At 49.4% G+C, this 12,515-nt stretch carries 11 protein-coding genes; 7 read left to right on the top strand and 4 right to left on the bottom strand.

Annotated features, from left to right (window positions below; all coding sequences use genetic code 11):
* Positions 1-96: 96 nt before the first annotated feature.
* Complete coding sequence (locus CIK04_RS09595; RefSeq protein WP_097353130.1) at positions 97-936, bottom strand: 23S rRNA (adenine(2030)-N(6))-methyltransferase RlmJ; 840 nt, start codon at positions 934-936, stop codon at positions 97-99.
* Positions 937-1,202: 266 nt separating this feature from the next.
* Here CIK04_RS09595 and prlC point away from each other — a divergent pair, with 266 nt between their 5' ends.
* A complete protein-coding gene (gene prlC / locus CIK04_RS09590; RefSeq protein ID WP_097353129.1) occupies positions 1,203-3,245 on the top strand; it encodes an oligopeptidase A in 2,043 nt (680 codons plus the stop codon).
* An 81-nt stretch (positions 3,246-3,326) separates the two neighbouring features.
* On the opposite strand, the gene asnC is transcribed toward prlC, so the two are convergent.
* Positions 3,327-3,791, bottom strand: a complete 465-nt coding sequence (asnC, locus tag CIK04_RS09585) for a transcriptional regulator AsnC (protein ID WP_011079126.1) — start codon at positions 3,789-3,791, stop codon at positions 3,327-3,329.
* A 126-nt stretch (positions 3,792-3,917) separates the two neighbouring features.
* On the opposite strand from asnC, the gene CIK04_RS09580 reads away from it, so the two are divergent.
* The 3 genes from CIK04_RS09580 (at position 3,918) to CIK04_RS09570 (ending at position 8,590) form a co-directional block, all read left to right on the top strand.
* Positions 3,918-7,046 carry an EAL domain-containing protein gene (locus CIK04_RS09580; protein ID WP_176463309.1) on the top strand — a complete coding sequence of 1,043 codons (3,129 nt, stop codon included), beginning with the start codon at positions 3,918-3,920 and terminating at the stop codon, positions 7,044-7,046.
* Positions 7,047-7,155: 109 nt separating this feature from the next.
* Entirely contained in the window at positions 7,156-7,935 is a 780-nt protein-coding gene (locus CIK04_RS09575) for a class I SAM-dependent methyltransferase (protein ID WP_045609666.1), read from the top strand.
* A 157-nt stretch (positions 7,936-8,092) separates the two neighbouring features.
* Positions 8,093-8,590 carry a hypothetical protein gene (locus tag CIK04_RS09570; RefSeq protein WP_097353127.1) on the top strand — a complete coding sequence of 166 codons (498 nt, stop codon included), beginning with the start codon at positions 8,093-8,095 and terminating at the stop codon, positions 8,588-8,590.
* Between the two features lie 92 nt (positions 8,591-8,682).
* Here the strand turns inward: CIK04_RS09570 and CIK04_RS09565 are convergent, their stop codons facing one another.
* The gene (locus CIK04_RS09565; protein WP_097353126.1) at positions 8,683-9,573 is read right to left on the bottom strand and encodes a carboxylate/amino acid/amine transporter; all 891 of its coding nucleotides are present in this window, start codon (positions 9,571-9,573) and stop codon (positions 8,683-8,685) included.
* A gap of 65 nt (positions 9,574-9,638) precedes the next feature.
* The gene (gene uspA, locus CIK04_RS09560) at positions 9,639-10,064 is read right to left on the bottom strand and encodes a universal stress protein UspA (RefSeq protein ID WP_026050289.1); all 426 of its coding nucleotides are present in this window, start codon (positions 10,062-10,064) and stop codon (positions 9,639-9,641) included.
* Positions 10,065-10,231: 167 nt separating this feature from the next.
* Here uspA and ftnA point away from each other — a divergent pair, with 167 nt between their 5' ends.
* The 3 genes from ftnA (at position 10,232) to CIK04_RS09545 (ending at position 12,459) form a co-directional block, all read left to right on the top strand.
* Positions 10,232-10,759 (top strand): non-heme ferritin, encoded by a 528-nt coding sequence (gene ftnA / locus CIK04_RS09555; RefSeq protein ID WP_017420414.1) that lies wholly within the window; start codon positions 10,232-10,234, stop codon positions 10,757-10,759.
* An 86-nt stretch (positions 10,760-10,845) separates the two neighbouring features.
* Positions 10,846-11,169 carry a universal stress protein UspB gene (uspB, locus tag CIK04_RS09550; RefSeq protein WP_011079133.1) on the top strand — a complete coding sequence of 108 codons (324 nt, stop codon included), beginning with the start codon at positions 10,846-10,848 and terminating at the stop codon, positions 11,167-11,169.
* 102 nt (positions 11,170-11,271) lie between these two features.
* Complete coding sequence (locus CIK04_RS09545) at positions 11,272-12,459, top strand: NAD(P)/FAD-dependent oxidoreductase (protein ID WP_038968969.1); 1,188 nt, start codon at positions 11,272-11,274, stop codon at positions 12,457-12,459.
* The last annotated feature ends 56 nt before the right edge of the window (positions 12,460-12,515 follow it).

The following is a 12,515-nucleotide window of genomic DNA, read 5'->3' as shown; positions in this document are numbered from 1 at the left end:
AATCATTTCATTTTTATATGGAGGACAGATTGGTTGAACTCAATCTGTCGTACGGAAATTCTTTGGGTGCTGCGTCTCTATTTTATTCTGGGACGATTACTCAGGCACGATCCACTCTACCTTCCAATGACCGGTTGCCGGCGCAATTGCTTCCTTAAGGAAAGGCAAAATTTCTTGCATCTGGCTTTCTAGTTTCCAAGGTGGGTTAATCACAATCATGCCTGAAGCGGTCATGCCGCGCTCATTGGTATCCGGTGAGACACCCAACTCAATTTGCAGAATCTTGCGAATGCCGAGTCCTTCCAGCCCTTCTAACATGTCATCGATATCGCAGCGGTTGACCACGGGGTACCAAATCGCGTAGATGCCAGTTGCCCAGCGTTTGTGGCTTTGGTAAATCGCTTGCACCACATCACGGTACTCTTTGGCCAACTCGTAAGGTGGGTCAATCAGCACTAGGCCACGGCGTTCTTGCGGTGGCAAGCTGGCTTTGAGACGTTGAAAGCCATCTTCCTTGTAGATGCTGACTTGGCGATCACGGTGAAACTCTTGTTCCAAGAGTGGGTAATCGCTTGGGTGGAGCTCCGTCAGAACCATGCGGTCTTGATCGCGCAATTGAGCACGGGCGACGCGTGGTGAGCCAGGGTAGTAACGCAGCTTATCGCCATTGTTGAGGGCTTTGATCGAACCGATATAGCTGGCGATGTCGGCAGGCAGATCGCTGCGATCCCAAATACGCGCCACACCTTGTTTGTACTCGCTCGTTTTTTCTGACCATTCGTGGGTCAAATCGTAGCGACCAACGCCAGAATGGGTGTCGTGGTAGACGAAGGGTTTGTCTTTTTGTTTTAGCGAGTCCAGAATCAGACTCTGAACAATGTGTTTTACCACGTCGGCATGGTTGCCGGCATGAAAGCTATGACGATAACTCAGCAAAATTCACTCTCGTAACACTCTGAGTAGAGTGTGGTCAGGGATTAATAGGGCGATTATATACCCAACTGACGCTGATGTTCAGGATTCTCTCTGAGTCACAAAAAAGTTAATCGTCTATTCGTATTGAAATGTGAACCTTTAACCCTCATTTAGTATCAAAATGTAAGACCAATTGGCGGTTGTCGGTGGATATCGCGTATTATTATAAGCGTGTCATCGATGGACAGTTGGCCACGATACTGAAGAGTCAAACAAAAGGAATTTATATGTCTAATCCACTCCTTACTTTTACGGATCTGCCTCCGTTTTCTCAAATCAAGCCAGAGCATGTGTTTCCTGCGGTGGAACAGGCGATAGCCGATTGCCGCGCCAAGATTGAGCAGGTGCTTGAAGGCAACAATACCCCTAGCTGGGAAACGGTGATTGCGCCGATCGAGGAAGTGGATGATCGTCTCAGCCGTATTTGGTCACCAGTGAGTCACATGAACTCTGTCGTCAACAGCGACGAGCTGCGCGACGCGTATGAAAGTTGCCTGCCAATGTTGTCGGAATACGGCACTTGGGTGGGCCAGCACAAAGGTCTGTTTGAAGCGTACAAAGCGATCAAAGCCAGCGAAGCGTTTGCCAAGCTGACCATTGCACAACAGAAAACCATTACCGATGCTTTGCGTGATTTTGAGCTATCGGGCATTGGCCTGCCTGCGGATGAGCAAAAGCGCTACGGCGAAATCAGCAAGCGTATGTCAGAGCTAAGCTCTAAGTTTTCCAACAACACGCTAGACGCCACCATGGGCTGGACCAAGCACATCACCGATGAGAAAGAGTTAGCAGGCATGCCGGAATCGGCGTTGGCGGCCGCGAAAGCCGCGGCTGAAGCCAAAGAGCTCGACGGTTATTTGATCACGCTGGACGTGCCGTCTTACCTGCCAGTGATGACTTACTGTGACAACCAAGCGCTGCGCCGTGAAGTGTACGAAGCGTACGTGACTCGCGCGTCGGATCGCGGTCCAAACGCCGGTAAGTGGGACAACACCGAGATCATCAATGAGCAGTTGAAACTGCGTCATGAAATTGCTCGCATGCTTGGCTTTAACACCTACAGCGAAAAGTCGTTGGCGACCAAAATGGCGGAAAACCCAGCGCAAGTGCTGGGCTTCCTCAATGATCTCGCCACCAAAGCCAAACCACAAGGTGAGCGTGAAGTGGCAGAGCTGCGTCAGTTTGCTGAGCAAGAGTTTGGCGTGTCTGAACTCAATGTGTGGGATATCGCTTACTACAGCGAAAAACAAAAGCAGCACCTGTTCCAAATTTCGGATGAAGAACTGCGTCCGTACTTCCCTGAGTCGAAAGCCGTCAGCGGTTTGTTTGAAGTGCTCAAACGTGTGTTTGGCATGAGCGTGAAAGAGCGCGAAGGCATTGACGTTTGGCACAACTCAGTGCGTTTCTTCGATATTTTCGATGCGCAGGGCGCGCTGCGTGGCAGCTTCTACCTTGATCTCTATGCGCGTGAACACAAACGTGGCGGCGCTTGGATGGATGAATGCCGCGTGCGCCGTATTAACGCACAAGGCGAGCTGCAAACCCCAGTGGCGTACCTAACGTGTAACTTCAACCGCCCAATCGGCGACAAACCAGCGCTGTTTACGCACGATGAAGTGGTCACCTTGTTCCACGAATTCGGCCACGGTATTCACCATATGCTGACTCAAGTCACCACGGGTGCGGTGTCTGGTATCAATGGTGTGCCTTGGGATGCGGTGGAACTGCCAAGTCAGTTCCTGGAAAACTGGTGTTGGGAAGAAGACGCGTTGGCGTTTATCTCTGGCCACTACGAAACGGGTGAGCCGCTGCCAAAAACGATGCTAGAGAAAATGTTGGCGGCGAAGAACTTCCAATCGGCAATGGGCATTTTGCGCCAGCTTGAGTTTGGTCTGTTTGATTTCACGCTGCACACCGAGTTTGACCCTGAGATTGGCCCGCGTGTGCTCGAAACCTTGGCGCAAGTGAAGCAGAAAGTTGCGGTACTTCCTGCGGTCGAGTGGGCGCGTTTCTCACACAGCTTTGGCCACATCTTTGCGGGCGGTTACTGTGCGGGTTACTACAGCTACCTATGGGCAGAAGTGCTCTCTTCTGACGCGTTCTCGCGTTTTGAGGAAGAAGGCATTTTTAACGCCGAGACCGGTCAGAGCTTCCTCAACCATATTCTTGAGATGGGCGGCAGCGAAGAGCCAATGGAGCTATTCAAACGCTTCCGTGGCCGTGAACCACAAATCGATGCTTTGCTGCGCCATTCCGGTATTGCGGCTTAACTCGATTAAGTAAACGAAGCATCACAAGGTCAGCCCAACGGCTGGCCTTGTTTTTTTGCGGTACGCTAAGTTTGTTGCGAGCTAAGGATTGACGTTGCGATTGATCGGGTTTTGCAGCGAAATCAGCGTTTCGGTCGATTGTACTTCGTCGATCGCTTGCAGTTTGTCGATCAGCACAAATTGCAGCTCTTCAATCGACTTACACATCAGTTTGACGAAGATGTTGTACGCGCCCGTGGTGTAATACGCCTCCACCACTTCATCCAATGCGTTGAGTTTTTCCAGCGCGGAATGGTAGTCGCGCGCTGCATTGAGGTTGATGCCGATAAAACAGCACACGTCGTAGCCGAGTTTTTTGGTGTTGACCACCACTTCGGTACCTTCAATGATCTCCGCCGCTTTCATCTTTTCGATGCGCACGTGAATGGTGGCCGGGCTGACGTTGAACTGCTTAGCCATCTCTGCATAAGGCGTTTTCGCGTCCGCCATCAGCGTTTTCAATATAGCGCGATCCAAATCATCAATCTTGGCATTGGCAGAATGCATTGTTTGTCCCTTTTATAATCAGCATATGGGTATAATACTAACAAGGGCAGCTTATCTTTCACAATCAAGGTTTTTTGCTCATAGATCGGGTTAGAGGAAGGTGAGCAAGTGCGATTTTGTTTTTCCATGTTGATAATGCTATGCAGCTTTTGGGCAAGTGCCCATGAGAAAAATATTTTAGTGGTGCACTCTTACCACCAAGGTTTCTTTTGGACTGACTCCTTCCAACTTGGCCTTGCACAAACACTCGGTGAGCGCGATATCGCTCTGCGTGTGCTTTACCTCGATACCAAGCGTAATCAAAGCGCCAGCTTTCTCAATCAGCTTTACTTTCTCTACAAAACCAAAGTGGAACAAGAGCGCTTTGACGCCATTGTGGTGAGCGATAACGTAGCACTGCAGTTGATGCAGCGTTTGGCGGAGCCACTGTCGGGCACACCGGTGATTTTTGGTGGCATTAATAATTACACGCCAGAAATGCATGCGGGTTTGAATGCCACTGGCGTGATTGAAGATATTGATCTGCTGTCGAACGTGTCGCTGATTGAGCGTTTGCAGCCCCAAGCGCAGAAAATTTTTGTGGTAACGGACCATTCGATTACGGGGGTCGCGTTGCGCGCGCAGGTGGACAAGTTTTTGTCCCGCTATCCTGAGTATCAGCAAAAAGTGCAACATTTAGTGCCGAATACGGTGGCCGAGCTGATTGAGCGAGTGCAAATGCTCGACTTAAACAGCGCGGTGCTGTTTTGGGCTTATTACCGCGATGCTGATGGTACTTTGAGTGATGATGACGATTGGCAGGAGCTCAATCGCGTCAGCAGAGCACCTATCTACATGGTGCACGATCTTGGTCTTGGTCATGGTGCGGTTGGTGGTGTGATTCAAAGTGGCTACAAGCAAGGTTTTGCTACGGGTAAAGTGTTGAACCAAGTGCTGGACTCACCCGCCGCACCCTTACCGAAAGTGAAGGTGGTGGAGCCTGATATCAAACTGGATTATCAAGCCGTGGCGCGCTGGAAGTTAGGGGTGGAAGGTGAACCCGCTTCCGTGTTGGTCAATAAACCCGAGCCATTTTCGGTGCGTTACGCGCAAGAGATCCGCCTCTACAGCGCGGTATTTGTGATGTTGGTGCTGGTGATTGTGCTGTTAGTTTATTACTTGCGCCGCATTCAACAGAGCGAGACGTTAGCGCGTGAGAGTCAATCGATGCTCGAGTCAATTTTCGACCAGAGTTTGCAATACATCGGTATTTTAGATCGAAACGGCTGCTTGGTTTCCAGCAATGCTCAGCTGCAAGATCTGCTGTTTTTCCAAGGGGTTCCGCTAGATCGCCCTTTATGGCAACACCAACATTGGGAAGACGCATCTGCCTCTCGTTTGGCTGACTATTTTTCTGCGACGGAAGCGCAACTGAGCACCTTTGAAGCGGAGATTTGGAGTCGTAATCTCGGCGCGATGATGCTTGAAGTGTCTCTCAAACCACTGCATAGCGTGGGAGAGCAGCGAGGAGAATACTTGTTTGAAGCGCGAGACATCACCTCACGAAAGTTGATGGAAGAGAAGCTCTACAAACGTGAGTCCAACTTACGCAATTACTATGAGCAGCAGCCCGTGATGATGGTGACGCTGGATAAAAACAATCGCATTCAGCAGGTAAACCGTTTTGCTCAGCAGCTACTGGGCTATCAACCCTTAGAAATGCTCGGCCATCTGCTGCAAGAGTTCTATTGTGATACTCAAGCCATGACCCCAAGGCAAATGCTGCTGCAACCAACACCAGCGCTGCAAGGGGTTTGGCGTCGAGAGATTGAGTATCGTCACCAAGACGGCAGCGCGGTGTGGATACGCGAAAACATTCGTCCATTGACCGAGTCAGGACAAATTTTGATTGTTGGCGAAGACATCTCCCACAACAAACAGCTGGCTCGTCAGTTGGAATACCAAGCCAAATACGATTTGTTGACCGATACCTTTAATCGTAACCAATTTGATATTGAACTCAAACGCGCGCTGCGCGAGGTGGAAAGCCATCGCCGTGTGCATGCGATGCTCTATATCGATTTGGATCAGCTTAAAGTGCTCAACGATACCGCAGGGCATGACGCGGGGGATGGGGCAATTCAATTTTGCGCCAGCATGTTGGAAGAGGTGTTGCCGCATACCGCGATTTTGGCGCGCTTAGGGGGCGATGAGTTTGCTGTCTTACTCAAAGACAGCAATGAACACACCGCCATCGGTGTGGCGAAAACCATCATTGCCACCTTGAGCAGCCAGCCTTTCATCTGGGAAAAAGTGCAGATAAACCTAACCTGCTCGATCGGCATTCGTATGATTGACCATACGGCCGAATCGCCACAAATGGTGCATGCGCAGGCAGACACTGCCTGTCATGCGGCCAAAGAGCAGGGGCGTAATCGCTTCAAATTGTTTAGCTTGGACAGCGAAGAGTTACAACGCCGTCAGCAGGAGATGGAGAGTGTAAACCTAGTCCATGATGCGCTTGCTAACGACCGTCTAGAACTCTTCGCTCAACGCATTATTCCACTTAGAAAAGAGTGCGACAAAATGCACTTTGAGATCCTAACGCGCATTCGTGATAAACAGGGGGAGTATCTCTCGCCTGCGATCTTTATGCCGGCATCCGAGCGCTACAACATTGCCCACCTGATTGATGAACAAGTGGTGACCAAAACCCTCGACTGGCTTGAGGCGCGCCCAGATGCGCTGCACCAGCTCGGTCGATGTTCGATAAACCTTTCGGGTCACTCGATGGGCAATCCAGAGTTTATGGCGTTTTTGCTTGACCGATTGGCCAACAGCGTGATTCCTTGCCATAAAATCTGTCTGGAAATCACCGAAACCGCAGCGATGAAAAACATCAGCTTGGCGATGGACTTCTTCGCTCAAGTGAAAGCGCTGGGCTGCTTGATTGCGCTGGATGATTTTGGTTCTGGGCTGTCATCGTTTGGCTATCTCAAGCAATTGCCTGTCGATGTAGTGAAAATCGACGGCATTTTTGTGCAGGACATGCATCGCAATGAGAGCGATCACATCATGGTGCGAGCCATCAATGAACTGGCGCAGCAAATGGGCAAGCAAACGGTGGCTGAGTTTGTCGAAAACAGTGAAATTGTTGCATTACTGACAGAACTCGGTGTGGATTACGCCCAAGGTTACGTGATTGGTTATCCAACGCCATTGGCAGAGCTGGTGGCACAATGGCAGGACGAGTTTACATCGCGAAGTGGGTCTTGATTGAATGCATCGCCCAGCTTAGGGCCGATGGAATCACTACAGTTCCAGCCTTGCTTGCGGTAAACTCGCCAGCCAGTTCCTCATCCATGACGATTTTTCGGAGCACCCTGTGCAACTACAACTGATTTGTGAAGATGCGGCTTTACAGCCTTATCTCGACGCTATTGCCAGCAAATGGCAACTGACCCACGACGCACACAGCCATTTCGCTCTTGTGCTGACGTTCGAGCGTTTGGAGTTGCGTAAGCTTGATGAACCTAAGCTTGGGGCGATTTATGTTGATTTAGCAGGCGGTGCGGTTGCGCATCGACGCAAGTTTGGTGGCGGCAAAGGTCAGGCGATTGCCAAAGCAGCGGGGCTCAACAAAGGGGCAACACCGACGGTTTTGGATGGCACGGCAGGGCTTGGGCGTGATGCGTTTGTCTTAGCCTCGCTTGGGTGCAAGGTGCAGATGGTGGAGCGCAACCCCGTTGTGGCCGCTTTGCTCGACGATGGCTTAACCAGAGCCAAACAAGATGATGAAATCGGTGCTTGGGTGAGTGAGCGTATGTCACTGCTGCACGCGTCAAGCCACGATGCGCTCGCGGCGTTAGCCAGCGATGCCGAATTTGTTCGTCCCGATGTGGTCTATCTGGACCCCATGTACCCGCATCCTGAAAACAAAAAGAAAACCGCCTTAGTGAAAAAAGAGATGCGCGTGTTTCAATCTTTGGTTGGGGCAGATACCGATGCCGATGCGCTGCTCACGCCTGCGTTAGCATTGGCGACTAAGCGTGTGGTGGTGAAGCGCCCTGACTATGCCGAGTGGCTCAATGGCGTTAAACCCAGCATGGCGATTGAGACCAAAAAGAACCGTTTTGACGTCTATGTCAACGCGTCGATGAGTTAAGCGTATTTCCTTCGATCTCTTCCTTTCTTTTCTATTGCGCAGAAAGACTCACATTTCTGCGCTTGCCAATTTGCCGTACTCGCTGTATATCTAACTAAGAATTATTATTATTCAAATTATCGGTAATGTGCAGGCATATTTGTGTTGGAGTCGTCGCATGACAAAACGCTTTTGTAAGATGGATAGAAGAGAGATCGCCAGTCAATTGGGTGAAATTCACCAGTTGGTTGCGGCGCCCAAATACCTTTGTCGCTCTTGTGCGCGTGCATCTTCATCGAAAAGTTCGCTGTGTAAGCCACAAGCCATTCCAAGCCTAAAATCAAAAACCAAACCCTTGGCGGTGAAGGTTGCCGCGTTGCCCGAGCAAACGTCGATAGCGGAGAATCAACGTCCGCAAACATTGCTGATGGCGGAGTCGGTGAGTGCGTTTGACATTAATTTGCCATCACTGGGTAAAAAACAACTTAAGCAAGCCAAAAAGGCGCTGAAAAAACAGCGCAAATACCATAAGAAACTGGCGAAGTTGGCCAAGAAGAAAGTCAAACAGCTGCAAAAGCGTGAGAAGTTGGAAGGAAAACTCAACAAATACAGCGGCATTTTACGAGTTTTAAGCCACAAACAAGTATTGCAAGGCAGTGCAGAGCAAGTGCACTAAGCGTGCTTAAGTAAGAATAATGACTCAGCCCACCGAAATGGTGGGCTGAGTGCATGTGGGTCATTGAAACGGGTCGCTATGCGAGACAAGGGCTAGGCTTGTGATGCTTTGCGAGCAAAGTCGCGCTCAACTTTGGCTTTGACCCAGGTTTCGTTCAGCCACAGCGAAAACAGAATGACCCCGCCGCCCAATGTTAGGCGCAGCAAATCGACATCGCGATTCCAAATCAAGATGTTGACGATAAGCCCAGCAGGCACCAAAGCGTTGTTCATTACCGCCAAGGCTCCAGCATTTACCAACGTTGCCCCTTTGTTCCAGGCAAAATAGCCCAAGCCAGATGCAATCAGGCCTAAGTAAATCAAAATGCCCCATTGCAGCTCGGTGGTAGGCAGCTTGCTCGGATTACCCATTAAAGCAAACGCCACTAAGGCCACACACAGCGCGCCAAGGTAGAAGTAGCCAAATACCGTGTGTTGTGGCAACTCAAGTTGCTCTTTCTCCATGATGTATTTGTAGCCCACTTGGCCAATGGCAAAACAGAGGTTGGCCCCTTGCACCACCAAAAAGCCCAGCAAGAAGTTCGGATTGATGGTGGCAAACTTGATAAAGACGGCGCCTAATACGGCGATGATGGCCGTCACCAAATACCAAGGAGAGAAACGCCCGTGCAGCAAATCGTAGATCAGCGTGACGTAGATCGGCGTAAAGACGGTGAACAGCAACACTTCAGGGACAGACAGCAGCAGAAACGATTGGTAATAGAAGCAGTACATCAAGCCGAGCTGGAAGCCGCCGACCACCATTAATTTACCGATAAGACGCTTGCTGACCCCTTTGAATTTGAGGAAAGGAACGAACACGACGCTGGCGAGTGCCACGCGCATCAGCACCGAAAACCAAGAATCTACCTGACCGGCGAGGTAAACGCCAATCAAGCTAAATGAAAATGCCCATAACAGGGTGACTGCGGAGAGATAAAACATAGTGATAACGAGTAAATAACAAATGTCCGCAGTCTACCGATTTGCCGAGAAGGGCAAAAGCAAAATCACTCTTTAAGTGGTACAACCAACATATCAACCGGAGAGCAGTTGATCAGTTGACGAGTCGAAGAGAGCAGTTTACTCCAAAAATCTTGGTGATGGCCGCACACGAGCAAATCCACTTGGTACTCACCAATGGTGTCACACAGTTCATTGCTTAAATCGCCGCTGCCGACCAAGGTATGAGTGATCGGGTAGTTGGCGTAATCCGCGAGATTGCCTAATTGAGTGCGAGACGCTTCCATCGCCTGATGCTGTGCTTCGGCCATGTTGATGTCGATAAGGCCGGTGTACAGCTCGGCATAATTCACATCGATATGGATAAAGGATACTTTCGCTTCTAAAGCTTTTGCTAAAGAAACGGCTTTATCGATCAATAGCTTGCTGTCGTCAGAAAGATCAACAGCGACTAATATGTGTTGATAACTCATGGTGTGCTCTCCTTTATCATTTTCCCTCGTGGGTATAGTTAAAACATAGCACTTAGGTGAATAGTTTTTTGCCAAAGGGATCTCAGATCCAATTCCATGTAACAAAGAGTTATCGAAATTTTCGTGGTATAGTAGCTCAAAACGGATACAAACAATCAGGAGTCCTCATGCTGTCTCAGACTATGGTCGAACAATTGAATGCGCAAATTAATCTGGAATTTTTCTCATCCAATCTATACTTACAAATGAGTGCTTGGTGTGAAGATAAAGGATTTGATGGCGCAGCACAGTTTTTAAGAGTGCACGCTGTGGAAGAGATGCAACACATGCAACGCCTGTTCACTTACGTCAGCGAGACGGGTGCATTACCGATTTTAGGCGCGATTGCAGCACCAAAACATGATTTTGCAAGCTTGGGTGAAGTGTTCCGCGAAACATATGAACATGAACAAATGATCACTCAGCAGATTAATAAGCTCGCTCATGGCGCGTTTACTAGCCAGGATTATTCAACGTTTAACTTCCTGCAGTGGTATGTCGCAGAGCAGCACGAAGAAGAAAAATTGTTCAAAGGGATTTTGGACAAAATTGAACTTGTTGGTGAAGATGGTAAAGCTTTGTTCTTCATCGATAAAGATCTGGCACAAATGGCGAAAGAAGGTTCATCTTCAATCATGGATGCTCCAGCTGCTTAACGGAACAGCCAGTTTCCGCTAGCGGGTTAGAAAGACGTTGGTCGTCTTTTTCTCTTGAGCATTGATGAAGATGTAGGGAGGAAAAGATGATTAATGGAGATATTATCCTGTTTGCGCTTATGGTGGTGACGGGGGTTAACCTCGCTCGTTATCTCACAGCTCTTCGTTCACTGATTTACATTATGCGTGAAGCGCATCCGCTGTTATATCAACAAGTGGATGGTAATGGATTTTTTACCACTCATGGCAATGTCACCAAACAGGTGCGACTCTACCACTATCTGAAAAGCAAAGAGTATCACCATCATCACGATGAAGTTTTTACTGGGAAATGCGATCGGGTAAGAGAGTTATTCGTACTGAGTGTAAGCTTGACCGGTGTGACTTTGTTGGCTGCATTTCTTCTGTAGCCAGTGCTTGGAAAATAACCCACTTTGCCGTTAGAATAGCGGCGAAAAAGTAAGGATGTGCCAACTGCACATCCTTTTTTATTGTCAGAGAGATTTTCCAGCATGAGTAACAAGTTTGATGTGGTGGTAATAGGTGCCGGTGCAGCGGGGTTAATGTGTGCGGCCGAGGCGGGCCGTCGTGGCCGCAAAGTGTTGGTGCTTGACCACGCGAAAAAGCCAGGACGCAAAATTCTCATCTCCGGTGGTGGCCGTTGTAATTTCACCAACCATGATGTCTCGGCGAAAAACTACTTGTGCCGCAACCCTCACTTCGTCAAGTCCGCCTTATCTCAGTACAGCAACTGGGACTTCATTTCGATGATCTACAAGTATGGCATCGAGTTTGAAGAGCGTGATCATGGCCAGTTGTTCTGTCTCGATTCTGCCAAAGATATCGTCAATATGTTGCTGAGTGAGTGCGACCAACCGAATATCGCTCAGCGTTATCAAGTGCAGCTCACCGAGATTGAGAAAACAGAGCAAGGCTTTGTTCTGCGTGCTGGTGCAGAGGTATTTGAATGCCAATCTCTCGTTGTCGCAACGGGGGGCTTATCGATGCCAAAACTGGGTGCGACCCCTTATGGCTATAAAATCGCTGAGCAGTTTGGTATTCCGGTGGTACCGACCACCGCAGGTTTAGTGCCATTTACGCTGCACAAGCAAGATAAAGAAGACTTTGCAGAGCTCTCGGGAATTGCCATTCCGGCGGAGATCACCGCAGAAGACGGTACGTTGTTTAAAGAAGCGCTGCTGTTTACCCATCGCGGTTTATCTGGCCCTTCAGTACTGCAAATTTCGTCTTACTGGAAGGCAGGTCAAGCGGTGAGCATTAATCTGGTGCCTGAGGTGGATGTGCTGGAGCTGCTGCAACGCAATTTGGAAAAACACCCAAATCAGACTTTGAAAAACACCCTAGCGAAAGTGCTGCCAAAACGCTTAGTTGAAGTGCTTATTGAGCGTAAAGAGTTAACGGATAAGCCACTTAAGCAATTCAATGCCAAAGAGCTACAAGACGTTGTCGAGCATCTGCAGCAGTGGAAAATTGCGCCCAACGGCACCGAAGGCTACCGCACTGCGGAAGTTACGTTGGGCGGTGTGGACACCGATTACCTGTCCTCAAAAACCATGGAGTGCAAAACCGTTCCAGGGCTGTACTTTATTGGTGAAGTGATGGATGTGACAGGTTGGCTTGGCGGCTACAATTTCCAGTGGTGCTGGTCGAGCGGCTTTGTCGCGGGGCAGTGGGTGTAAGCTCAAGGAAACACCAATAAAAAAAACAGAGGGACGGTTCAACCGTCCCTCTGTTT

It is taken from the genome of Vibrio sp. 03_296 (assembly GCF_002265885.1).
The sequence above is the reverse complement of the archived record's forward strand: the minus strand, read 5'-3'. Positions and strand labels throughout refer to the sequence as shown.

What these genes read in the sequence shown, in the direction of transcription:
- prlC (WP_097353129.1), top strand. Translation starts at nt 1,203, where the DNA reads ATGTCTAATCCACTCCTTACTTTTACGGATCTGCCTCCGTTTTCTCAA.
- asnC (WP_011079126.1), bottom strand. Translation starts at nt 3,791, where the DNA reads ATGCATTCTGCCAATGCCAAGATTGATGATTTGGATCGCGCTATATTG.
- CIK04_RS09580 (WP_176463309.1), top strand. Translation starts at nt 3,918, where the DNA reads ATGTTGATAATGCTATGCAGCTTTTGGGCAAGTGCCCATGAGAAAAAT.
- CIK04_RS09570 (WP_097353127.1), top strand. Translation starts at nt 8,093, where the DNA reads ATGACAAAACGCTTTTGTAAGATGGATAGAAGAGAGATCGCCAGTCAA.
- CIK04_RS09565 (WP_097353126.1), bottom strand. Translation starts at nt 9,573, where the DNA reads ATGTTTTATCTCTCCGCAGTCACCCTGTTATGGGCATTTTCATTTAGC.
- uspA (WP_026050289.1), bottom strand. Translation starts at nt 10,064, where the DNA reads ATGAGTTATCAACACATATTAGTCGCTGTTGATCTTTCTGACGACAGC.
- ftnA (WP_017420414.1), top strand. Translation starts at nt 10,232, where the DNA reads ATGCTGTCTCAGACTATGGTCGAACAATTGAATGCGCAAATTAATCTG.
- uspB (WP_011079133.1), top strand. Translation starts at nt 10,846, where the DNA reads ATGATTAATGGAGATATTATCCTGTTTGCGCTTATGGTGGTGACGGGG.
- CIK04_RS09545 (WP_038968969.1), top strand. Translation starts at nt 11,272, where the DNA reads ATGAGTAACAAGTTTGATGTGGTGGTAATAGGTGCCGGTGCAGCGGGG.